This is a genomic window from Porphyromonas sp. oral taxon 275, from assembly GCF_018127745.1.
Classification (GTDB): Bacteria; Bacteroidota; Bacteroidia; order Bacteroidales; family Porphyromonadaceae; genus Porphyromonas.
On record NZ_CP072333.1, the window covers coordinates 665,026 to 688,988 of the forward strand.

At 54.6% G+C, this 23,963-nt stretch carries 20 protein-coding genes; 2 read left to right on the forward strand and 18 right to left on the reverse strand.

What is annotated here, in order from left to right; translation table 11 throughout:
* Positions 1 to 152: 152 nt before the first annotated feature.
* The 12 genes from J4862_RS02685 to J4862_RS02740 form a co-directional block, all read right to left on the reverse strand.
* Positions 153 to 1,463 (reverse strand): UDP-glucose/GDP-mannose dehydrogenase family protein, encoded by a 1,311-nt coding sequence (locus tag J4862_RS02685; protein WP_211789202.1) that lies wholly within the window; start codon positions 1,461 to 1,463, stop codon positions 153 to 155.
* Between the two features lie 12 nt (positions 1,464 to 1,475).
* A complete protein-coding gene (wecB, locus tag J4862_RS02690) occupies positions 1,476 to 2,645 on the reverse strand; it encodes a non-hydrolyzing UDP-N-acetylglucosamine 2-epimerase (RefSeq protein WP_211789203.1) in 1,170 nt (389 codons plus the stop codon).
* Between the two features lie 12 nt (positions 2,646 to 2,657).
* Complete coding sequence (locus tag J4862_RS02695) at positions 2,658 to 3,356, reverse strand: WecB/TagA/CpsF family glycosyltransferase (protein WP_211789529.1); 699 nt, start codon at positions 3,354 to 3,356, stop codon at positions 2,658 to 2,660.
* Positions 3,357 to 3,358: 2 nt separating this feature from the next.
* A complete protein-coding gene (locus J4862_RS08895; protein ID WP_211789204.1) occupies positions 3,359 to 3,784 on the reverse strand; it encodes a DapH/DapD/GlmU-related protein in 426 nt (141 codons plus the stop codon).
* Positions 3,785 to 3,795: 11 nt separating this feature from the next.
* A complete protein-coding gene (locus J4862_RS02705; protein ID WP_211789205.1) occupies positions 3,796 to 4,803 on the reverse strand; it encodes a glycosyltransferase family 4 protein in 1,008 nt (335 codons plus the stop codon).
* A 22-nt stretch (positions 4,804 to 4,825) separates the two neighbouring features.
* Complete coding sequence (locus tag J4862_RS02710) at positions 4,826 to 5,836, reverse strand: glycosyltransferase family 4 protein (protein WP_211789206.1); 1,011 nt, start codon at positions 5,834 to 5,836, stop codon at positions 4,826 to 4,828.
* 214 nt (positions 5,837 to 6,050) lie between these two features.
* The gene (locus tag J4862_RS02715; RefSeq protein WP_211789207.1) at positions 6,051 to 7,373 is read right to left on the reverse strand and encodes a hypothetical protein; all 1,323 of its coding nucleotides are present in this window, start codon (positions 7,371 to 7,373) and stop codon (positions 6,051 to 6,053) included.
* A complete protein-coding gene (locus J4862_RS02720) occupies positions 7,354 to 8,340 on the reverse strand; it encodes a glycosyltransferase family 1 protein (protein WP_211789208.1) in 987 nt (328 codons plus the stop codon). The genes J4862_RS02715 and J4862_RS02720 overlap by 20 nt, the downstream gene beginning before the upstream one ends.
* 67 nt (positions 8,341 to 8,407) lie before the next feature.
* Positions 8,408 to 9,610, reverse strand: a complete 1,203-nt coding sequence (wecC, locus tag J4862_RS02725) for a UDP-N-acetyl-D-mannosamine dehydrogenase (protein WP_211789209.1) — start codon at positions 9,608 to 9,610, stop codon at positions 8,408 to 8,410.
* Positions 9,611 to 9,662: 52 nt separating this feature from the next.
* Positions 9,663 to 10,673 (reverse strand): glycosyltransferase family 2 protein, encoded by a 1,011-nt coding sequence (locus J4862_RS02730; RefSeq protein WP_211789210.1) that lies wholly within the window; start codon positions 10,671 to 10,673, stop codon positions 9,663 to 9,665.
* On the reverse strand, positions 10,649 to 12,184 hold the full coding sequence (locus J4862_RS02735; RefSeq protein ID WP_211789211.1) for a lipopolysaccharide biosynthesis protein: 1,536 nt from the start codon (positions 12,182 to 12,184) through the stop codon (positions 10,649 to 10,651). The genes J4862_RS02730 and J4862_RS02735 overlap by 25 nt, the downstream gene beginning before the upstream one ends.
* A gap of 38 nt (positions 12,185 to 12,222) precedes the next feature.
* Positions 12,223 to 13,326 carry a glycosyltransferase family 4 protein gene (locus tag J4862_RS02740; RefSeq protein WP_211789212.1) on the reverse strand — a complete coding sequence of 368 codons (1,104 nt, stop codon included), beginning with the start codon at positions 13,324 to 13,326 and terminating at the stop codon, positions 12,223 to 12,225.
* Between the two features lie 913 nt (positions 13,327 to 14,239).
* Here J4862_RS02740 and J4862_RS02745 point away from each other — a divergent pair.
* Together J4862_RS02745 and J4862_RS02750 are read left to right on the forward strand one after the other, a co-directional pair.
* Positions 14,240 to 16,096 (forward strand): 2-oxoacid:acceptor oxidoreductase subunit alpha, encoded by a 1,857-nt coding sequence (locus tag J4862_RS02745; protein WP_211789213.1) that lies wholly within the window; start codon positions 14,240 to 14,242, stop codon positions 16,094 to 16,096.
* A gap of 4 nt (positions 16,097 to 16,100) precedes the next feature.
* Complete coding sequence (locus J4862_RS02750; RefSeq protein WP_211789214.1) at positions 16,101 to 17,144, forward strand: 2-oxoacid:ferredoxin oxidoreductase subunit beta; 1,044 nt, start codon at positions 16,101 to 16,103, stop codon at positions 17,142 to 17,144.
* A 110-nt stretch (positions 17,145 to 17,254) separates the two neighbouring features.
* Here the strand turns inward: J4862_RS02750 and udk are convergent, their stop codons facing one another.
* From udk to J4862_RS02780, 6 genes are all read right to left on the reverse strand, one after another.
* On the reverse strand, positions 17,255 to 17,878 hold the full coding sequence (gene udk / locus J4862_RS02755) for a uridine kinase (protein ID WP_211789215.1): 624 nt from the start codon (positions 17,876 to 17,878) through the stop codon (positions 17,255 to 17,257).
* 28 nt (positions 17,879 to 17,906) lie between these two features.
* Positions 17,907 to 19,061 carry a glycoside hydrolase family 3 protein gene (locus tag J4862_RS02760; protein ID WP_249107441.1) on the reverse strand — a complete coding sequence of 385 codons (1,155 nt, stop codon included), beginning with the start codon at positions 19,059 to 19,061 and terminating at the stop codon, positions 17,907 to 17,909.
* Positions 19,062 to 19,193: 132 nt separating this feature from the next.
* On the reverse strand, positions 19,194 to 19,595 hold the full coding sequence (locus tag J4862_RS02765) for a GtrA family protein (RefSeq protein WP_249107442.1): 402 nt from the start codon (positions 19,593 to 19,595) through the stop codon (positions 19,194 to 19,196).
* Between the two features lie 37 nt (positions 19,596 to 19,632).
* Positions 19,633 to 20,328, reverse strand: coding sequence for a CDP-alcohol phosphatidyltransferase family protein (locus tag J4862_RS02770; RefSeq protein ID WP_211789217.1), 696 nt, complete (start codon positions 20,326 to 20,328; stop codon positions 19,633 to 19,635).
* A 115-nt stretch (positions 20,329 to 20,443) separates the two neighbouring features.
* Positions 20,444 to 22,597 (reverse strand): Ig-like domain-containing protein, encoded by a 2,154-nt coding sequence (locus tag J4862_RS02775; RefSeq protein ID WP_211789218.1) that lies wholly within the window; start codon positions 22,595 to 22,597, stop codon positions 20,444 to 20,446.
* 25 nt (positions 22,598 to 22,622) lie between these two features.
* Positions 22,623 to 23,960 carry a serine dehydratase subunit alpha family protein gene (locus J4862_RS02780; RefSeq protein WP_211789219.1) on the reverse strand — a complete coding sequence of 446 codons (1,338 nt, stop codon included), beginning with the start codon at positions 23,958 to 23,960 and terminating at the stop codon, positions 22,623 to 22,625.
* Positions 23,961 to 23,963: the final 3 nt, after the last annotated feature.

A 23,963-nucleotide genomic window follows, 5' to 3' on the forward strand; every position in this document is an offset into this window, starting at 1 on the left:
TGGGGCTTGCATTTTGTCGTCGCTGTCCAAGCATGCGGCTGTCGCGAGACTAGCCTAGGGATAAAAGCGAAGCGCTGTAGGCGTGCTGCTCCGAGAGAGCGTAGCACACCTACAGCGCTTGTGCTTGGGGGAGGCTAAGTAGGGGAGTACCCTTAGCCGATCTTGTAGTAGACGAAGCCCTGCTCCTGCAGCTGCTCCTTGTCGTAGATGTTGCGCCCGTCGAGGATGAGGGGCGTGCGCATGGTGCGCTTGAGGACGTTGAAGCTCGGCAGGCGGAACTCCTTCCACTCGGTCACGAGCATCAGTGCATCGGCATCGACAGCGGCCTCGTACATGTCACGGCAGTAGCTGACGCGATCGCCCAGGCGGCGGCGTGCCTCGTCCATAGCTATGGGGTCGTAGACCTGCACGCGGCAGCCTGCCTCCAGGAGGCGCTCGATGAGCACGAGGGCAGGTGCCTCGCGCATGTCGTCGGTCTCGGGCTTGAAGGACAGTCCCCAGAGCGCCACCACGCGTCCCTTGAGGTTGCCGTCGAAGTGGCGTAGGAGCTTCTCGAAGAGGATCCCCTTCTGCCGCTCGTTCACTCGATCCACCGCCTGGAGCACCTCCATGGGGTAGCCTGCGCGCTGGGCGGTCTGGATGAGCGCCTTGACGTCCTTGGGGAAGCAAGAGCCACCGTAGCCGCAGCCTGGGTAGAGGAACTTGCGCCCGATGCGCGTATCGCTGCCGATGCCGCGGCGCACCATGTTGACATCCGCCCCGACGAGTTCGCAGAGGTTGGCGATATCGTTCATGAAGGAGATACGTGTGGCGAGCATGGCATTGGAGGCGTACTTGATCATCTCGGCCGAAGCGATGTCGGTGAAGATGATACGCTCGCGCTGCAGGAGAAAGGGCTTGTAGAGGCGGCTCATGATCTTCTCCACGCGCGGGCTCTCGGTACCGATGACCACGCGGTCGGGCGACATGAAGTCGCGGATGGCAGCCCCTTCCTTGAGGAACTCGGGGTTGGAGGCGACGTCGAAGGGGACGGCCACGCCGCGGCGGGCGAGCTCCTCCTGGATGACCTCCTTGACACGCTGCGCCGTCCCGACGGGCACGGTGGACTTGGTGACGAGGATGGTGTAGCGATTGATATGCTGACCAAAGGTGCGGGCGACCTCAAGGACGTAGCGCAGGTCCGCCGCCCCATCTTCGTCGGGCGGCGTGCCGACGGCGGAGAAGACGACCTCCACGTCCTGCAGGCAGCTGGTGAGCTCAGTGGTGAAGTGCAGGCGGCCAGCCTCGACATTGCGCAGCACCATCTCCTCGAGCCCAGGCTCGTAGATGGGGATGTGTCCCTGACGCAGCGCCTCGATCTTCGCCGCATCGACGTCGACGCAGGTCACGTCGACGCCCATCTCAGCGAAGCACGTGCCCGTGACGAGCCCGACGTAGCCAGTACCAACGATTGCGATATTCATAGCTTGGGATGTTTAGTAGGAAGAGGTCCTTAGTACCTCAATGATACGCTCAGAGGCGTGTCCATCTCCATAGGGGTTGACCGCTTGGCTCATCCTGGCATATAGCTCTGCATCCTCAAGGAGGTCAGAGACGCCCTTAACAATGCAATCGTAGTCTGTCCCGACGAGACGAACTGTACCAGACTCTACAGCTTCCGGGCGCTCTGTCGTATCACGCATGACTAATACAGGCTTACCAAGACCTGGAGCTTCCTCTTGGATTCCACCACTGTCGGTGAGTACGATATCCGCATACTGCATCAGATAGACGAAGCCCATATATTCTAGCGGTTCAAGGAAGAATAGGTTGGGATACACTGAGAGATCCTCACCGAAGACCTCATGGATTGGCTGGCGTACATTGGGGTTAAGATGCATGGGGTAGATGAAGTCTACCTCAGGATAACGCGCGCGAAGGTCACGGATTGCACTGCAGATTTGGATAAAGCCATCTCCAAAGTTCTCCCTTCGATGTCCTGTGATGAGCACCATACGTCGACCTGTATCTATGAGGCGCTGGGTATCGTAGCCTAGAGAACAGAGCTCCCTATGTAGGTTTTGCTTGAAGGTAGGGTTGTCTCCTAAATATCGGCGAACCCACTGTAGAGCATCAATGACTGTGTTCCCCGTGACGAATATCTGCGTCTCGTCGATATTCTCTGCAAGGAGGTATTCTTTACTTTTTGCTGTAGGAGCAAAATGTAGGTGAGCGATACGTCCTGTGAGTTGACGATTGAGCTCTTCTGGCCAAGGGCTATATATATCATGGGTACGTAGACCTGCCTCGATATGACCAACAGGTATATGCTGATAGAAGGCAGCCAATGCAGCTGCGGTACTAGTAGTCGTATCGCCGTGTACGAGGACGATATCGGGCTGGGCTTCCTTAAGAACCTCTCTCATGCGCATAAGTACTCGGCAGGTGACGTCGTAGAGATCCTGCCCCTGCTGCATGATGTCAAGGTCGTAGTCAGCAGTCAAGCCGAATACATCCATTACGGAGCGGAGCATATCACGATGCTGTCCCGTAGTGCAAACGATGGTTTCGAAGTCCTCCTTATGCTGCTGCAATTGGAGTATGAGTGGGGCTACTTTGATGGCTTCGGGGCGCGTCCCGAAGACCAACATAATCTTGCGTGGCATAGTTATGGGGCTTTAAATACGATTGGTAATGAGTAAAAAAAGGAAGCGAATAAGGTGTATTTGCCGCTTGATGCGAGTGGGCTGTTTCAATAGGCGATAGGCAAACTCTAGTTTATGATCAATCCACCATTGAGGGGCTCGTTCGACGTGCCCCGTATAGACATCAAAGCTCCCTCCGAGACCCTGATAGATTGCCTCCGGATGCTGTTGTTGCATGCGTTGCATCAGGTATTCTTGTCGAGGTGAGCCCATAGCCACAAAGACTAGGTCTGGTTTTTTCGCCGCAATGTCTTGGAGAAGAGCATTCTCGTCCTCTTTCTTAATGTAGCCATCTCGGTAGCCCCTAATCTGGAGGCCTGGGTATTCGTGCTGGAGCTTGGTGACTGTTTCCTTGATTACTTCTGGCTTTGCTCCTACAAGGTAGATGCTCTTGGAGGTGTAAGTTCGTGCGATGATCTCAAGCCAGAGATCGCACCCCGCGATCTTAATGACGTCAGGATACCCTTTACGTTTAAGAGCCATAACGGCTCCGATCCCATCACAGTAACCGATACCAGAATTAATAATGGCACGCGTCTCGTCTGTTGCATGAAGTATTTTCTCTGCATTGACTGCGACTAGGATTCCAGGATGCTGAAGAGTGTGGTCAAGTAGCTCTTCTGTCGATCGGAAGGGGTAGACGGCTACACCGTTAAGCAGTATTGGTGAGATTTTCATTGTACGAGTTGTCCGAATCGTTTTGTCCGTATGTTAGACCTGATAATCCGCGCTGGGTTTCCTCCAATTATTGAATGAGAGGGTACATCTTTGGTAACAACAGCGCCCGCACCCACAATGACTTCGTCTCCAATGGTCACACCACACATGATGATGGCATTTGCTCCGATGAAACAGCGCTCTCCTATGTGTGTCTCTCCATGACTTGCATAAACATAGTTATGGGCCAGAATAAGGGCTCCTGAGGCAACATAAGAGTCTGCTCCAATGTGTACTCCGTGAGGATTCGCTCTATCTAAGATTGCCCCGAAAGATATACTGGCTGAAGGGTGTATGTCCATCTTATAGATACGAGTAAGGGTAATATGGTGAGCCCATAGAATTGCCCTCCTCAAATGATGTCTGAGTGTGGTAATTATCATGCCGCGATGAATTAATTGTCCTGGATGATTTCCTCTAGGGTAGCCTTATAGGCGGCTATCATATCCTCTTCCCTGAAGAGCTGAAGATATCTCTCTCTCGCATTACGAGAAAGAACTTGGTACTGATCGGATTCAGGGGGAGGGAGCTCTCCTATGCGGGCTTTGAGATCCTCAAAATCCTTATATATAAATCCTGTGATTTGATCCTCATTAATTTCTCGAAATACGGGGATGCTACCAGTCAATATAGGTCGAGCCGCCCGTAGGCCTTCGATCAGAGACAATCCGAGGCCTTCATTTAGAGAAAAGAGCATTACATAGTCATAATCAGGGAGAAGTTCTTGGACATTCACAAAACCGAGGGCCTTTATGTTATGATAGGGTGCAATAGCTTCTTTGAGAGCATCATAGTCTGGACCTACCCCTGCGAAATGAAGGACTATATGTGAGGGAAGTATTGTTGCTAACTCTTTGACTAAACGTAACTGTTGCTTCCCAGGATCAATACGGGCTGGGAAAAGAATTTTGATAGTTGTTGAGGTTTCTTTCTTATGTGGTAATAGGGTAAGATCTGGAAGTCCATTATATATCACACGTACCCGCCGCTCAGCTACCCCAAAGTAGTTAATGAGATTGTCCTTGACTGTATTCGATACAGCAATGATATGCTTAGGGAAAAAGCTCAATGACTTGAGAGACGAAAACGTGCTGTGTGCGACATGAATAAGCCGGCCTTTACGTCTCAGCAGATAGAGAAAGGGTAGGAGGAAGGAGGTATATTTGCGATGATGCGAGAGAAAGACAACATCTTCGATCTGAGAATACCTTCTGAGTGCTCCCCAAGAAAGAGGGATAAAGGTTAGGCGCTCAAAGGACCTATAATGAGGATGTATTTGGTCTACCGGGGTGTCCGTAAGAATAATTGCTTCACCCTCATTCAGCTTCAGGGCGAGTTGTATACATACGTTCTGGGCTCCTCCCCGGACATGAAAATTGCATAAGATAGATATGACCTTCATCGTGGCTAAGATAGAAGTAAACTTAATGGGTGCCGCTAATTAGAGCGCCTTCAATTAAAGAACTATAGATTTCTTTAAGTTGTAGCATAATCTGGGGGAGGTAGAATCGTTCTGCTAGCTTTTTGCTATTATTCCCATACCGTATTCGTCGCTCGTTATCCTTCGCTAGAAGAACGAGTGCTTGGTAGATGGCTTCTGAGCTCTGCGATGGGATAAGTATACCATTAACATCGTTCTTCACGAGCTCAGGAATTCCTCCTCGATTTGAGGCTACAATGGCAGATCCGTAACTCATCGCCTCCATAATACCGATCCCTAAAGATTCAAACTCTGAAGGTTGGAGGTAAATTTGAGCTTGCCTCAATAACTCTTGTTTTTGCGGTCCTGTAACCCATCCGTGGTAGGTCGTAAAATCAGAAAGAGAGTCCTGTACTCGTTGATCAACGATTCTCTGAAGGGGGCCCACACCGCAGAGGTGTACCTCTACTTGGTTTGCTAGGGTATCTCGATTCGCCGCTAGACAGTCTAGAATGTTCATAATCCCTTTATTCTCATTCATGGTTCCAAAGAATAGAACCTGTATCTTATCAGGGGAGTCAGGGACACAAGATCCTGTCCTTAGGTTCGGCTCAGGAATAGGGTTATAGCAGGTTTGTAGAGCTATGCCTTGAGGAAGCATAGGCTTAAGCTGTTCTCGGAGATAATCAGAGACAGTCAGTACTCGATCTACGAGTTTAAATACCCGACTACAATAAGATCTGTGAGATTGATAGAAAGGGACAAAGAATCCCCCATGAATATGTAGGATTACCTTTTTTCCAAAAAGCTTAGCTAAAAGTACATAGAGGGATTTCCGATAGAAGGATAGATGAGAGGAGCTGTGAATATGTACCACTTTAATCTCCCTAAAGAGCATGTAAAATATGAAAATCGGAAGGGAGCGGAGAAAAAGCCACAGTTTCTTGAGTTTGGGACCCTCTCCTTGAGAGGTCGGAATAAAGTTAAAATCTCCAGGGTTGGCGTCTTTGTACATGCGTATGACGGCAGCTATGCCCCCGGGGCCTATACAGTTGGTGCCTATATGAAGAACTTGAGAGAATGGATTAAAGGGTGTCTTAAAGGGTGTCATATTAATTCATCGCGTAATTTGTCTCTAGTTTTTACGGCTTGCTTCAGAGACGTTATTGAGATTCAATGCTAAAATACGTTGATAGTACTGTGAAGTAGCGGTAGTTCAAGATTGGGGCTTAATACAGCTGCATGTTGAACAAGAATAGAATGACAGTGGCCGCAGCCATGTATATAGGATACAGATTCGTTCGCTGTCGAGCTCCTAGCGTCATGAGGATATAGGCGCAGGGGAGTATAATGTAGATGTATCTATAGTCAAGCATATGTAGTGAGACTATAAGGAGCAAGCTTGTAAATAGGAATATAGAGATTAGTGGATAAACGCGATAATCCTTGTTTTGGATTGCCTTGACTCCCCCCCAGATTGCTAACCCAGATAAGAAGAACTTGGGGATGGAGAATGTGAAGAGGAACTGCTCAACCACATATAAAGGACTATAGAATCGGGGTATTGGCCCTAAAAAAGTAATGGGAATACTGAAGATACGGAAGGCTAAGCCTTTACTTTGATAGAAACCTGAACTCGAACTGACGACGCTATCAATTGCTGGAATATAGCTTCCAAGAATCTGTGGTAGCACAATACAGATAATCATCGCAGTGATACAACCAACTGCGAAATACTTGTTATAGATACGAGGAAACCAGCAATAGCCTAGGTAGATAATGATAAAGAAAAGACTCATATAGTACCTAAAGAACCATGTTAGGGTTATGAATAGGACTACGGATAGATGCCACATTATCCCTCCAGAAGATTTAACCTTATAAATAGAGTGCATGACGGCTGTACAAAGTAGAAGGAATAGTGGTTCCTTGAGCATGGATACATTGAAATATAGAGATGCTCCATTAAGTCCCCAGAGTCCTATTATCCACATAGTCTCTCCGTGCCGTAGCCCTACTATCTTGGCTATGTCATAGATAAGGTAGACTGTCAGGGTCTGGAACCCCACATTAAGGAGCAAGAGGAAGAGCCTTACCCATTCAGTATCGCCATTCCCAATACGATACAAAATGCTGATAAATAGAGGATATCCTTGGTCTGAAATATCTTCGAGATAGAATCCAATGACGTCGAAAACCTTGGCTAGAGGTAGCTGGGCAGCCTGTAGACCAATTTTATTATATAGCTCTGCGTCAACTGAGCCAAAATTGAACTTTAGAGAAAGCTCTGAGTCAAAGATCTGTAGTAAGATAAAAGAAAGCGCAAGCTGATAAGCCGCTATGTAAAATAAGGCTGCATTGATGCTTAGCTTCTGGACTAAATGGAGTGAGGCTAAGAAAATAAGCATGCCTCCCAACTGCCATATGACAATGAGGGGCTCTAAAGTGTTATTGGTAAGTAAGGCGACCTGTAGAAGGAATGTTATAAGAATTCCCACATAGAGGTAGCGCTTGGGTATTCCTGAATCTAAATTATCTGGATAGGCTTTCATATAGATCTGCGTAAGCGGAACACATATGGGCAGGGCTATAGCGTTGTGCGTTCGAACGTCCCTTCTCTATCAGTTCCTTTCGGTAGTTTTCCTCATGAATGACACGTAGAAAACCAGAGCGTATACTAGATATATCTTCTGGATCAACATAGCATACGGAGTCCTGTGCTATTTCAGGGATAGCGCCAGCTCGGCTGCTGACGACTGGGCGTCCTATAGCTCCAGCCTCAATAATAGGCATACCGAAGCCTTCATACAGTGACGGGAAGCTGATAATATCGGATTCTCTATACAGCTCGATGATACGCTCTAGCGACACATCCGATTCTTGGGTGAAAGATATCTGATGTTTGTCTAGTAGTAAGGTCTGATCTGCAGAGAGTCTCCCCACAATACGCAGGATACAATCTATGCCCTCAAGCGCAGGAATTACACGTTCTAGATTTTTGCGCTTGGCCGTACCTATATGCAGTATCACCGGGGAATGCATCTCAAACGCAGATCGAGCGGGGGTGTAGGTGAAGAGCCTATTATAGGAGTTGGGAATGACACGAATCTTTGCTGCTCCTTGAGGGTAGATGCTCTCAAGTTCACGCCGGGTGGATTCAGAGATGGCTACAATAAAGTCTGCATAGCGCATAGGCCAGCGCATGGAGACGTTGAAACGCAAAAATTTCTTGAGCCTAGATCGGGATTGCAATGCCGTTGATACATCATGCCAAGTAACAATCTTCTTTCCCCTTATGAAAGGTAATACATAGCTTTCTACAGGAGCTGACAGATGATTAACCTCTCCAGCATGCTTTATTGCAAATACAATGTTCTTTAGCATACCCCATATATTAACACTGGGTGCAGGGAAGGTTTTAAGAACAACTTGACCTATCCCTTGCTGAAGCGAAGCGGCAAGCTCCTCAATACTGTTTTGCCCAAGCGTCTTATGTCGGAGGAAAATAACAGTCGACATGACTAATATTTATGATTGGGTGGAACATACCTCTGGTATGTTCCACCCAGTAGACTCAATCTAATATTTACTTTCTTATTCCGCAGAAGTCCAACTCGATCTTGTTGGTGTCGCGAGTGAGGGTCTTGAAAGGTGCATGCGCTGTCAGGAAGGCAACGATGTCGGCACGCTGATAGGCCTCACGATAGTCCGTGAGCGTGTAGTCCTTGTAGCTCGAGACGTTGGGCTCTACGATGAGGAGCTGATGCTCGGGGTGTTCACGCTGTACCTGCTCCACGATGTGTATCGCTGGGGATTCACGCAGGTCGTCGATGTCGGGCTTGAAGGCGAGGCCCATCAGTGCAATGACAGGCTTGCGACCATGCTTCAGCTCGAATTCTAGAGCCGTGCTGTGGATGCGCTCGGCGCACCATACTGGCTTGTAGTTATTGCGCTCACGTACAAGCGCAATCATTTGGCTTTCACCTGGGAAGGCAGCCGTGAGGAAGTAGGGGTCTACTGCGATGCAGTGACCACCGACGCCGCAGCCTGGCTGGAGGATGTTGACTCGTGGGTGCTTGTTCGCTAGCTCAATGAGCTCCCATACGTTGATCCCAGCCTTGTCGCAGATTAGCGAGAGCTCATTGGCGAAGGCGATCTGAGCATCGCGGCTAGCGTTCTCCGTCAGCTTGCACATCTCTGCTGTACGGGCATTGGTGGGGTGCAGCTTGCCCTGGACGAACTGAGCATAGAAGCTCTGTGCCTTAGCCGTTGACTCGGGATTGACCCCTCCGATGACACGGTCATTGTGCACCAACTCGTGGATCACATTGCCTGGGAGTACACGCTCGGGGCAATAAGCAACGTAAATCTTATCCTTGAGTTCGGGGCGTTGGCTGAAGATGAGTTCAGCCATCAGCTCCGTCGTACCTACAGGAGAGGTGGACTCGATGACAAAGAGGTCTCCTTCCTTGAGGAGAGGGAGTGCTGCGCGGGTGGCAGCCTCTACATAGGATATGTCGGGCTCATGATCTCCCTTGAATGGGGTGGGGACGACGATGAAGTACGCGTCACTAACCTCAGGGCTTGTCTGGGCATGCATCTGTCCCGTGCGTACGACCTCCTGCAGAAGCTCCTGTAGACCAGGCTCTACGATATGCAATTCCCCCGCGTTGGTCTTTGCGACAACGTCGGGATTGATGTCAACACCGCAGACCTTAACACCATGCTTGGCTGCGATGATAGCAGTGGGGAGGCCGATGTAGCCTAGCCCGAGGAAACAAGCTTTCATTATGACGATTCCTAAATAATGGTTGAAATTTGAAACTTTGAAAAATACCCTCTTAGCGAAGGTAGTAAAAAGTGCTGAATATTACGTGTTGTAAGGTCTTAGGAAGATATAAGTAAATCCAGCGCATGACACGGAGAGAGAGAGGTCTTCGTATGTCTGCGGAGGTCACCTTCTTCCTGTATTCGGCTAATCTTCGGAGCAGCTCTAGCTTCTCTTGATTACTCACCGCTCCTCTATAAGCATAGGCAATTGTGCGAAAAAGAGTGCTACAAAGAAAGGCGTTAATCTCTCGTTCGTATGAAGTACTTTTAATAGTGAAATGCTCCGAAACGTCTTTGAAAGACTTGTCTAGATACTTGAGGGCACGTTCAGACTCAGTATAGGGATGGAGTCTATGAGTTAGGCTTCCAGAGCTCTGTCTATATAAGTACTCGGTGGCTGGGCATAGGTGTATCCTATCCACATGTTGCATGTAGCTCAGTACAAATAAATGATCCTCATGAAAAGATATGCTTGCGTCAAAGCAGAGAGCATACTGATGGATGAGGTTCGTATTGAAGAGCTTAAGTACCGGATGCCCTGCGTGTAGTAGCCTATATTGAGGAATCAACTGGGGAGCTGTAGCCATCGTGATCGTCTCTCTAGGGTATTTCAAAACCGAGAGCTGAGTTTGCAAGTCTTCAGTCATGACTTGCATCCCTTGTATTACGAGCGTGGTTGGGGCAAGTGCCCCTTGCTCCCAGAAAGCCCTAAGATAGTCGGGGCCTATAACATCGTCCGAATCAACAAAGCATAGCCACGGAGCACATGCCACCTCTATCCCTTTATTGCGTGCGGCTCCAGGACCTGCATTGTCCTGAGAGAAGACCTTTACTCGAGAATCCTTTTGCTGATATTCTTGGCAGATCGCGAGTGAATCATCTTGGCTTCCATCATCGATAAGAATCAACTCGAAGGTAGGAAGACTCTGTGCTAGGACGCTCTCTATGCATTCCTTAAGATAGGCCGCAGCATTATATACGGGGACGATAACAGAGACTACAGCTTGCTGGGGCGCTTCCATAATTTTGCCTTAATGAACCCTAAAATTTGGTTGCGTTCATTTCTCCTGAGACCAATCATATAGATTGTAAGGATACCTAGTGCTGACACACTAAGACTCCGAAGTCCAATAGCTACCAAATCTGACCCCGTAATATATCCTCTGAGTACATAGCCCAGTGCAAACAAGACCATGGATACCCCTACGATTGGGGAAAGAAAGTATAGATAGCGTCGTATAGAAAGGCCCGTCTGGGTTGCTACTATATATAGACGTACGAGCTGGGCTACGCACTCTGCTAGTAGATATACTCCGATGACTTGAGAGGGGGATATGCTAGTGAACTTGAGTAAAAGATACGCAGCTGGAATGACAAGCAGAAGTATGCCCCCTTCGAAGATCTGGAATCTCCGAATGTTTCCCGTAGCATGTATTGCTGTAAGGAGGGGGATCTTCAGAGGAGAGACGAGTTCAACACAGAGGAACATGACAGACATTCCAACCGTATAAGGGGGGACCTCTCCAAGCCATAGCCGGAGTATGGCTTCTATTGACGTGAATAGAGGAGCGACCAATAAAAGAGTAAGGAAGAAGCCGTATTTGGAGGATATAAGAACGAGCTTATACACCTCTTCTTTGTTGCCGAGGGCGTATTGCTTGATAATTTGTGGGCGTACAGCTGTCTGGAAGCCTAAAATTATGTTCTCTACTGCTGCCTGTATTTGTACAGCGAACCCCCGGGCCGCATTAGCGACTGGGCCGAAGAAGAGATTGAGTAGAATATTGATGCCTTGAGTGTAGCCAATCACGGAAAGGCTGCCTGAGGCATTCCAGCCTACGAAGCCGAGAACCTCCTTGCCGATAGCCTTGTCGTATCTTGGTTTGGCTCGCTCCTGTTTGAATTTGGAGCGGCAGACAATGAGGTATGCCAGCCGAATGATAATCTGGGAGACGAGCGTGAAGACCCCAAAGTAGAGGAGTCGATCAGCGTCAAGATAACTAAGTAGACAGACGGATAGGAGCTTAAGCATAGCCTCGCCGATGGCAATGTAGGCATATATATCCATTCGCTCATGCGCCATGATTAGCGAGTTGTCTGGCACCGCGATGATGGATACTGCGGCAGAGATCGCAGAGCATTGTAGTAGCCAGAAAGCTGTGTCAGCTCGGTCTACAGGGATGTCGAGTATAGAGTAAACAAGGTAGTGGGCAAAGAGCTGCGTGACGACTAAGAGAAGAATCGCAAGCGCAAGATGAAGGAATTGCAAAGTTGCATAGTAGGCCCGCACCTTCTCCACGATCCCCTCCCCCAATGCGTAGGTGATGAAGCGCGATGAGGCCCCAGCCAGTGAGGAATTGAGGAAGGATAAGGATACGATGATTCCCCCGATGAGATTGTATATACCCAAGTCTACCACCCCTAGACTCTGAAGCAATACACGGGAGGAATACAAACTGACCCCAAGCACCAAGATCATGCGCAGGTAGAGGTACAGCGTGTTCTTCGCGATGCGCTTATGCTCGGATGCCATATACTCTAATTCCTTGATGGGTCATCTATCCTTGTACCCTATCTTTGGGCGGCCTGCAGCCTGCGGGCTACGACGCCGACGAAGGCGAGGTAGGCGACGTAGTCTAGGATGAGTGTTGCCCAGACGTTCGTAGTCGTGAGGAGTACTAGGTGGAGTACCCCGAGGAGTACCGCGCTCAGCAGAATGATGAGGCGGGTCTTGGCCTGCGAATAGCCCTGGTCGAGCAGATAGTGATGTATATGATGGCGATCCGCAGAGAATGGGCTGCGGTGCCTGTAGATGCGCAGGAAGAAGAGGCGCGCCGTGTCGAACATCGGGAGTAGCAGCGGTGCTGCACCCAGTGCCAGGGGGGCTACGTCTAGCCGCGTGATGACCTCGCCAGGCAGGCTCAGCGACTGAAGCCAAAAGAAGCTGACTATCGCGCCTAGCGTCAGGGAGCCCGTGTCGCCCATGAAGAGCTTGGTCTGGCTCGTGGACCTGCCCCATACATTATAGTATAGGAAGGGTATAAGGGTCGCGATCACCGCGCAGGCAAAGACTACAATGCAGCTATGGGCTCCAGTCCCTAGGCAGCTAAAGAGGAGTAGGTAGAAGCCCATCGAGAGGACAACGAAGCTCGCTGCGAGCCCATCCAGACCATCGATGAGGTTGAAGGCGTTGACGACGAGCATCACGGCTACCACGAGGAGCGCCATCTGCAGAAGATGCGGCAGCTGTGTGAGGGGCTCGAAGCCTGAAAGCGGAGCTGCGGGCAGCTTGAGTACCAGCAGGATGCCGGCGAGCATCTGTATCGGTGCCTTTAGGGTCGCCTTTAGACCCGATAGATCGTCAAAGATCCCTGTGACGTAGAGGATGAGTGTCGCTAGCAGCAGGTGTAGGTACTCCGAATTGACCTCAAAGGGAACCTCTCCTGTGAGGAGGGGAGAGAGGAAAGCTGCTAGGGTGAGACCGAATAAAATGCTGGGGAGGAAGCTCAGGCCTCCGAGACGAGGCACGGGGAGCGTGTGTGAGCTGCGTTCGTTCGGTTGGTCGTACAGCTTGCGCGCGTAGGCAATACGGAGCACCTTCTTGAGTAAAACCCAAGAAAGTACTAGCGCGCCAGCGCTAGCAAAGACGACACTTACTAAATCTCCCGTACGCATGTTCGTAATGAGCTTCGATGCTAGAGTTTAAGGTGATTTGATATCAGGCTATTAGCCGATGTCTACACTTACCGTCATCTAGCCCGGCCTAGTTGCAAAGGTAGCGTAAGTCTCGTAGCTGTGCAAGTTTAGGGGCTGAAGTAGGCAGAACAGTAGAAAGATGTCAGGAACTGGAGCAGTAAGTCCGCCCGCACTCTTCCTCCTTCGGAGGGCAGATTTAGGGGTAGAAGTGAGGGCGCTCAGGGATAAGCCTCGTCGCGCTGAGGGCTAACTGAAGCCGAGGAAAGTAATATAAGAAATGGAGCTGAGACTTATCAGTCAGCGCGCTGATGGATAAGGGGGACGAGCAGAAGTTATATAATAAATCTCGCTGAGACCCTGCTTGGGCTTTGCTAAGCCCTTGGTGGAAGATCGCCCCAACACTGCTCGGGGCTCGCCGAGGGAGGGCTGCGGACTCGATGAAGGCCTGTGATTTACTCGCTTGCGAGACTAGTCGTACTTGCCTGAAGGGTAGCTGATGGGAAGGCTGCGGAGGGTGAGCTTAGTTGGCCTTCTGGAGGGTTTGGCTACTTGATCCGAATATGTCGGTGGCAGAATGTCAAGTTTTGAGCGATATGCGGCCCTCAAGGGAGGGAATCTGCCGTAAATAGGGTAGAGCGGTGCGCTTCGTAGGGTAGAGCCGGGATGAGATTGCTGAGGTCAAGACTCTAGGCTTCTTGGCATTTTGCTAACTCTAGTTTATTCCTTAGCTTTGTGACAAGCAATAAAGCTACTTAGCTGTTAGAGCAAAGCGACCTCTATCACTTATCAAACGGTGTTCAACGGTGCTACGACCTATGGGCAAGACCCGTGGGGAGTCCCTCGCGGCCGACTTGCTGTGACATACACATTATTATATAGTTAGTTTAAGACTATGGACGAACAGAAAGCGGTCAAGACGCTCAAGGACATCGTCATCCGATTCTCAGGAGACTCGGGTGATGGTATGCAGCTGACGGGGACGATCTTCTCTGACCTCTCTGCCATGACGGGGAACACCATCTCGACCTTCCCAGACTTCCCAGCTGAGATACGTGCCCCACAGGGTACGCTGAGTGGGGTCTCCGGCTACCAAGTACAGATCGGCTCGCGAGCGGTGCGTACCCCAGGGGAGCGCGCTGATATCCTCGTGGCGATGAACCCCGCGGCCCTCAAGGTCAGCGTGGGCTACCTCAAGAAGGACTCGATCATCATCATCGATACCGATTCCTTCGCTGCCAATGACCTGCGCAAGGCCGAGTTCCAGACCGAGGATCCCTTCGAGGAGCTCGGGCTACGTACCCAGCAGATCATCCCTGCGCCTATCTCCTCGGTAGTGAAGGAGGGGCTCAAGGACTTCGGTCTTGATGCCAAGAGCGCCCTGAGATGTAAGAACATGTTCGCTCTAGGGCTCATCTGCTGGCTCTGTGATCGTCCACTGGGCCCAGCTGAGGCCTTCCTCGACCGCAAGTTCGCCAAGAAGCCCCAGCTGCGCGATGCCAATAAGGCCTCGCTCAACCACGGCTTCGACTTCGGGGCTAATACACACGCCTCGGCAAGCATCTTTCGTATCGAGACGCAGAAGCCTACTCCAGGCCGCTACCTCGATATCAATGGGAATAAGGCTACCGCCTATGGCCTCATCGCAGCTAGCGAGCGTGCCAGGCTGGAGCTCTTCCTCGGGAGCTATCCCATCACTCCTGCGACGGACATCCTCCACGAGCTAGCCAAGCATAAGGCGCTTGGGGTAAAGACCGTGCAGGCAGAGGATGAGATCGCGGGGATCTGTACCGCTATCGGTGCGGCCTTCGGCGGTGACCTCGCCGTGACGACGACCTCTGGCCCAGGCCTTGCGCTCAAGGGCGAGGCGATCGGGCTGGCTGTGATGGCCGAGCTGCCGCTGGTCATCATCGACGTCCAGCGTGGGGGACCCTCTACGGGGCTGCCTACCAAGAGCGAGCAGACCGACCTCATGCAGGCGCTCTACGGACGCAATGGGGAGGCTCCGCTGCCCGTCGTCGCGGCTACGACGCCTGATACCTGCTTCCTCTACGCCTATTGGGCAGCCAAGCTCGCCCTCGAGCACATGACCCCCGTCATCCTGCTGACGGACTCCTTCATCGCCAACGGCTCCAGTGCCTGGCGTATTCCCGAGGCCGATACCCTCCCCGATATCAAGCCTCAGTACGTCGACCAGCTACCCGAGGGGACAGAGAACTGGCGTCCCTACCTGCGCAATGAGGAGACCCATGTGCGCTACTGGGCCGTACCTGGTACCCCAGGCTTCGAGCATCGACTCGGGGGACTGGAGAAGAACTACAAGACGAGCGCCATCAGTACCGACGGGGCTAACCACGCCCTCATGGTCGCTACCCGTCAGGCCAAGGTCGACTATATCGCCAACAGCATCCCGCTGCTGGAGGTAGAGGGGGATCAGGACGCCGAGGTCCTCGTCGTCGGCTGGGGGGGCACCTACGGGCACCTCTACGAGGCAACGCATAAGGTGCGTGAGCGCGGCTACAAGATCGCCCACCTGCACTTCAGCTTCATCAACCCGCTACCTAGCAATGCCGCTGAGCTGCTGCTGCGCTACAAGAAGGTCATCGTCGCTGAGCAGAACCTGGGACAGTTCGCCCGCTACCTGCGCGGCCTGATCCCAGGCTTCGCCCCACGTCAGTACAACGAGGTGACTGGACAGCCCTTAGTGCTCTCGCACCTCATCGAAGAATTCATCAAGCTAATCGAGGAGTAAGATCATGGATACGAATGCAAATGCCGTCAAGCTCGATGCTAAGAGCTTCAAGAGCGACCAGTACGTACGCTGGTGCCCAGGCTGTGGTGACCACGGCGTGCTGGCGACGCTACAGAAGGCTATGGCCGATGTAGGGGTGACGACGGAGCAGACCGCCGTGATCTCGGGGATCGGCTGCTCCTCGCGTCTGCCTTACTACATCAATGCCTATGGCTTCCATACGATCCATGGTCGTGCCGCAGCCATCGCTACGGGGCTCAAGACGGCTCGTCCTGACCTCTGCGTCTGGATCGCCACGGGGGACGGTGATAGCCTCGCTATCGGGGGGAATCACTTCATCCACGCCGTCCGCCGCAATGTGGACCTCAACTTCATCCTCTTCAATAACCGCATCTATGGGCTGACGAAGGGGCAGTATTCGCCTACCTCCGAGCGCGGCTTCGTCTCCAAGAGCTCACCCTACGGTACGGTGGAGGATCCCTTCATCCCCGCTGAGCTCTGCTTCGGGGCTCGCGGTCGCTTCTTCGCTCGTTCGCTAGACATCGACATGAAGCTCCTTGGCTCCTGCATGGTAGCAGCCGCTCAGCATAAGGGGGCTGCCGTCGTAGAGGTGCTGGTGAACTGTGTGATCTTCAACGACGGCGTACACAAGGGGGTAGCAGATCGCGCCACCCGAGAGGAGCGCTCTATCGTGCTGCGTCACGGAGAGAAGATGATCTTCGGCAAGGATAAGAATAAGGGGATCGTCCTCGATGGGCTTCGCCTCAAGGCTGTGACGATCGGCGAGGACGGCTATACGCTGGACGATGTGCTGACGCACGATGCTCATGAGGAGGATCCTACGCTGCACACCATGCTCGCTATGATGGGTACCAATGATGATATGCCCGTAGCTATTGGCGTCATCCGCGACGTCGCAGGCATCAGCTACGACGAGGCGGTCACGCAGCAGATCGAGGAGGTCAAGGCTCAGAAGCCAGGCATTCGCAAGCTCGAGGACGTGCTCCTCAAGGATGCCTACTGGGAAGTCAAGGCCGAGGATCTCTAGTCCTAGACCATGCCCTGAGCGTAGCATAGCGCTCGGCGGACAGAAGGACAAAGGGGCTAGCACCACGTAGGTGCTAGCCCCTTTGCTGTATACTAGGAGGTCGAGGTCGCCTAGCGGAGGAGGGAATGGATATTCTCCACCAAGAGGGAGAGGGCCACGGGATTCATGCCGCCCTCGGGGATGATGATGTCGGCGTAGCGCTTGGAGGGCTCTACGAAGTCGCGGTGCATGGGCTTGACCGTAGAGAAGTACTGCTTGAGCACCGAATTCATGTCGCGTCCACGCTCCTGGACATCGCGCACGAGGCGGCGTGCTAGGCGTACGTCGGCATCGGTATCGACGAAGACCTTGACGTCCATCAGTTCGCGCAGCTCCTTATGCTCGAGGATGAGGATACCATCGAGGATGAGCACCTTGGCTGGGTGTACGAGTACCGTCTGCGGGAGTCGGTTGTGCTCGGTGAAGGAGTAGACGGGGCGCTGGATGCTCTCTCCCTGCTTGAGCTGGCGGATATGCTCGATCATCATATCCGTGTCGAAGGAGTGCGGATGGTCGTAGTTGAGCTGGGTGCGCTCCTCGAAGCTCAGTTCGTCATGGGCCTTATAGTAGTAGTCGTGACAGAGCGTGGTGACGTGCTCCTCGACAAAGGCCTCCTGCAGCTTGCGTACGAGGGTAGACTTACCAGAGGCCGAGCCTCCAGCGACACCAATTACCGTAGTTTGATTAGGACTCATCGGGATGATATTATGCTGATAGTGATATTTACTTGCGGCGGGAGGCAGCGCCCGTGGCTGCCGTGGGGTCTTGCTCCTTCGCTCGCTTCGTCCCCAGCTGCTCGAGCTGCTGCCTGAGGCGAGCCTCCTCACTAGTCCAGATGCGGTGCTTGACCTCAGCAGGGCTGGCCTCCTGGCTGGTGCCCGGGTGGACGATGAGGGCGTACTTGAAGCGTAGGATCTTCTTGCACTTCTCCTCCAGCAGTTGCGCGGGGATCTCTCCCTTGCTTAGGGCTTGCTCCAGCTCCCGTAGGGCCTGCTGCGGCTGAGGGGGGCCAAGGAGGATGTCGTTGCCTGCTAGTAGCGCTGCGACGATCAGGGACTCTCCAGGCTTCACCTGTGCTCCTTTCATCTCGAGGGCATCGGTGAAGATTAGCCCCTTGAAGCCCATCTGCCTCTGGAGTAGGTCGGTTGTGATCGCTTGGCTTAGGGAGGCGGGGCGCCCCGTAGAGTCATAGGCGGGGACACGTAGGTGGGCTGTCATCACGCCTCCATAGCCCGCAGCGAAGTAGCTGCGGAAGGGCACGAGCTCGAGGGCCTCCATACGCGCCTTGCTGGCGTTGACACTCGGGAGCGTCTTGTGCGAGTCCTCGGAGGTGTCGCCATGGCCAGGGAAGTGCTTGGCTACGGAGAGGACGCCACCCGACTCGAGCCCTCGGGCGTAGGCCAGTGCTCCACGCTTGACCTCTTCCACGGTGCTGCCGAAGCTACGCGTGCCGATGACAGGATTGCGCGGATTGCTGTTGACGTCCAGCACGGGGGCGAAGTTGATGTGTATCCCCATGAGGCGGCATTGGCGGGCGACCTCACGGCCGTAGGCCTCGAGGAGCTGGGTGGAGGCGGCTGCGATCTGCTGGCTGCGTGGATAGCGCGGGGCATCCTTGAGGCGCATATAGAGCCCCCATTCGCCGTCGAGGGCGATGAGCAGGGGTGTACGGGCTGCCTGCTGTAGGCGGAGGGTAAGCTGGCGCTGCTCTGCCAGCAGTCCCTTCTGGAAGAGGATGCCACCCCACTGCTCGCGCTTTAGGCGCTCCAGCAGCTGTGTGCTATCGGCGGGGACGGGGTAGATGATGGGCATGATGAGCTGCCCGAGACGCTCGCGGGGGCTGAGTTCCCGATAGACGCTATCGACCCAGCGTTCCATAGGACGCTGGGGGACACCCTCTAGTACGCGTAGGGATCTAGAGGTCGTGGGGCGCTGGGCTGCCAGTGGGAGCGCTGCGAGGAGTAGAAGGGCGCAGCGGAGAAGCGGAGTGATCATCTCGAGGTCATGCAGTTACTTAGGCGCGCGGCGGAAGACCCAGAAGCGCTGTAGGGTGTAGTTGAAGAGGACGGAGACGACGAGGTCGGCTGCGAGCTTACCCAGCTTGTAGTCGACACCAGCATAGCGCTGCAGTGCATAGGTGCCTAGGTACTTGAGCAGGATGCTTCCTGCGACGGTGAGGGTGAAGCGGAAGAGCTGCCCCCTGAGGCTGCTCGTATAGTCCGCCTTAGGGTCGCTGCTGCGGAAGGTCCAGTAGCGATTGAGCGTGAAGTTGATGATCGCCCCCACGATACCTCCGATCGCGATGGCCCAGAAGAGGGGGAAGCCTAGGAGCTGACGGCAGCAGACCATCAGCCCATAGTCCACGACAGAGCCTGCACCGGCTGAGACCTGCGCTAGGGAGAAGGTGAGCACTAGGGCTCGGAGACGAGCGCGGATTCCCAAGGGGCCCCTAGGACTCGGATGAGTGCTTCTCCTTCTGCTCCAGGCGTGCAGCGGCGTCACGCTCGTTGGCCAGTGCCAAGAGACCCGCGAAGTCTGTGAGGAAGGCAATGAGGAGTACGACGGAGATAGCGAGGCCTATCCACTGGATGCTGCCTGGGAAGAAGTACTCGCTAGAGAAGAGCAGGGCGAGGATGATACGCACCTCCGTCGGGCCGAGGAGGCCCGAGTCGATGGAGTAGCGGTCGGTGACCTTGTAACGGAGCTGGGAGATGATCATCTCTGCACCGTAGAGGGCGACGAAGATGAAGCCGACGAGCTTCCACTCAGGCGCTACGTAGCTGTAGTATCCGAGTCCGATAGCTACGATGCCTATCCAGTCCACGACGATGTCGAGGCAGAAGCCGAACCACTTGCGTGGCTTGCCTCGGTAGTAGGCGAGGCGCCCGTCGAGCGAGTCGCCGAACCAGTTGATGGCGAAGCCTAGGGGCGTGAGTAGGAGCCACCAGCTCTCACCCGTCAGTGCCCCGAGGAGCATGAAGAGGGCTACGAGGAGGTTGCCACAGAGCCCGATGGTGGTGAGCATATTGGACGTGACCCACCGCGGCATACGCTCGACGAGGTAGGCAATGAGGGCGAGCTCCTGGGTGTGGAGCACGTTGGTGCGTTTGCGATCTTGGCTGATCGACTTCTTTGTATCCGACATAGGGTGTGATGTCTTTACGCTAGCTGGCCCCTAGAGGGAGGGGCGAGGCTGCTGTTCTTATTCTAGTTAAAGTACCAGCGGGGGCCAAGGCTTAGTCGCTACCTCAAGCGGCAGGCTAGCGTGGCTGGGCTAGCTGGGGCTGTGGGGCGGCTTTGCCCCCCTTGCCCCAGCGCTTGTAGTACTCGATGTTCTTATCTATGCGCTGCTTCTTGGCCGTGTCAGGCTTGACCTTGCGCAGCTCCTGGGGCTTCGACTCCATGGGATCTGTGGCCCGGATGTCCCACTGCTCCTCGGTGGTGAAGCCCTTCTTGATCGCGAAGGTCTGCGGGCAGTAGAAGACCTCCTCGGGCTGTCGTGGGTAGTCCCCAGGAGTGAAGGCTCCATCGCCGTCTGCGTCTACGATGAGGCGCAGGTAGTATTCCCCAGGCTTGAGGTCCTTGAAGCGCACTGCGAGGAGGCCAAGGCTATCCGAGGCTGCTGGCTTCGCGCTGGGCTGGCTTAGGCTATCGCTAGCAGCCTTTTGGGGGCTCTGGGTGAGGCTGTCTGCTGTGCCGCGTGCCTGCTGGCGCTGCTTGTTGAGCAGCTGCTGGAGGACGGCATCGGAGGCCTCGGACTGGGGTGCAGGGTTGGCCTTGGCCTGTGTCGAAGCGCGCTGCGCGCTGTCCTTATGAAGGGGGAGCGCCTTGGTCTGGGTGATGACGGCGTCGCTCTTGTCGAGGAGCTGCACGAGGGCGTGCTCGTGTATGCCCTTGAGTTGGACGGAGAGCTGGCCGAGCTCCTGCTCCGCAAGGGTGCTTTGGCTGAAGCTCAGCGAGTCGGCGGCTGCCCCGTAGATGTCGCGTACAGTGGCCGAGTCGAGCTTCAGCTGATACTGTCGCCCATAGCCTCGGGCGAAGTGTAGGCTGTAGCTGAGGCGGTCGAGACTGTCCTGTACGAGGGTGAAGTCAAGAGGCTTCGTCGTGGAGTCCACCGTCACCGTCAGCCGCAGCGCCTCCTTGGGCAGCTGAGCGAGGGGACGACTTGCGGTGATCTTGAGGCTATCCTCTAGGCTCTGGGCGCGTAGTCCTGTGGCGCCGCTCGCCAGTAGCTGCAGGGGGGACTTCTCTACCTCGCCCTTCTTGGTGCGCGGCGTCCGTAGGCGGGGCTTGAGGAAGCTAAGCGTATCGGTATGCAGGGCTACGCGCTGCAGGGAGTCGCTGCGCTCGTAGCTGAGGGCGAAGCGTACCGAGTCCCCAGCGATGAGCTCGGCATCACGTAGCCATAGGTCGAGGGTGCGGCCCTTCATGCTCGCCAGATAGAGCTGCGCAGCGGGAGCGCTCGGCTTGTCGAGGGAGCGGATGACGGGGAAGCTACCCGTCGGGGAGAGGAACTCGATGCGACAGAGGAGGCTATCCACTCGGCTGTGGCGCTCTATGCCCTTGCGGACGATGGTGGGCACGGAGTAGCGCAGGGCTACATCCTGGGGGTAGTAATAGGTATAGGGGCGCGTAATCAGGCTGTCGCGGTGGAGCGTGTCACGCCGCACGATGGAGTCGATGCGCAGCGTGTCGGTGCGCAGGCTGTCCTTGAGCGAGGTGCGGTAGCTGCGCGGGCTGAAGGCGAGCCCTTCGCTAGGCTCGTTGTAGCGGTAGTTCCTATCGTTATCCTTCGTGGCGAAGACGAGGTAGGTGGAGTCGGGGAGGCCTCTCAGGGTGAAGCGCCCCATCTTGTTGCTCTTGGATACGTAGGGGAAGGTACGCTGGGCGAGCGTGCTGTCGCTCATCTGCCCTGGGTGGTAGGCGCCGATGAGCAGGTCGCCGATGGGCTCGTAGGTGAGGGCATCGACGACGCGCCCCGAGACCTGCATGGAGTCTACTCTGTCCCCCGTGGAGAAGAGGTAGGAGAAGTCCTCGAGGGCGTTGTCCTCATTGTTGTCCATGATCGCGTCATCGAAGTAGAAGCTGTAGGTTGTCGCTGGGCGCAGGCTATCCTCTAGATAGATGATGACGCTGTGCCCGCTGGTGGTGATGCGCGCGGGCTTGAGCTGGGCGGGGGATACGATGATCTTATCCTGGTCGCTGGAGAGCTTGATATACTCGTCGAAGTTGAGGACGAGCCGTCGGCTACGTACCCCCGTGGCCTTGTTCGAGGGGTTGGCCTGCAGGAGGCGTGGAGGCTGGGTATCGTAGGGGCCTCCCTCTGGGGCGCCTTGGTTCGCACAGCTGCCGATGAAGAGGGCGCTGAGGAGGAAGGCAAGGACGAAGCAGAGGGTATGCTTGGGATAGGTCATCTAGGAGGTCTGTCGTTGGGAGTCTTTAGTGAGCAGCGGCCTTGGCCTTCTTGCTCGTCATGATCTTGAGGACGTGCTGGTCGGTCAGAGCCATACCCTCACGCCCTAGCTCGGCGAGGTTGCTGATGCAGCGGTCTATGTCCTCATCCACGATCCCCTCGTTGCCCGTCACGACCTGGCCCTGCATGGACAGGAGGGCGGCGATCATCGCGGAGCCCACGCCCGTGGATGCCTTGAGGCTGCAGCTGGGCTTGGCGCCATCGCAGATCATCCCTGCGACATTGCCTATCATGTTCTTGATCGCACCGATGGCCTGGTCTCGTGTGCCGCCGAGGAGGTAGGTCAGGGCGCAGGCCGTGCCTACCCCCGAGACGACCATGCCACAGAGGCAGGATAGACGCCCCAGCTGCTGCTTGATGTAGATGACGATGAGGCTGCTGAGCATCAGCGCCCGTGTAGCCTCCTCGCGGCTCGCCCCCTGGTGCTCGGCGAAGGTGAGGACGGGGAGCATGGAGGAGATCCCTTGGTTGCCGCTGCCCGAGTTGCTCATCACCGTCACGGGCGCTCCGTCCATGCGGGCATCGCAGGCCGAGCTCGTGTAGGTGAGCATCTGCGCCAGCACCGTGTCGCCGAAGAACTGCTTCCCGAGGTCACTCTGCATCATCTTCCCGAGCTGGTGTCCGCAGCTGTGCCCGAGGGAGTACTCACTGGCACGCTTGTTCTGCTGGGCCGCCTCGTAGATGAAGTCCATGTCCTCGATGGGTCCCGTGAGGGAGTATTCGTAGACGAGGTCGAAGTCGAGGCGGATGTCCGTGCCCTGCTCGGGGCAAGGCGAGCCCTCACGCTCTGTCTCGACGCTCTGTCTCGAGGCTCGCTGGGGGACACCGTCCAGCTCCAGCTCCGTGAGCCCCGTGTGCGTGCGGCAGAGGACGGCGCGTGCGCAGTGCCCCGCAGTGTCCTCCAGGAGTGCCTCTACGTAGAGCTTGTCGATGCCCTCGCCCTCCTTGAGTCCGATGGTAATGAGACCACTGTCTACGAGCTCCTTGGCGTGCTGGAGCTCCTCGCAGCTGAAGCAGTCGAGCAGCTCCAGCTGCTTCTCCGGCCGTGCTAGGATGACCCCGAGGGCGATAGCGATGGGGATGCCGAACATGCTCGTCCCTGGGATGCCGACTCCGAGGGCGTTTTTCAGCATGTTGGCGCTGAGGAGTACCTCGACGCGGGAGAGCTGGGCTCTGTCCTCGAGGAGGGAGGCCGCATAGGCTACGGTCAGCGCCACGGCGGCGGGCTCTGTACAGCCCGTAGCTGGGACGACCTCGCGGTGCACCAGCTCGGCGATCTGCTTCAGCTGACAGGGGGTAAGCATAGG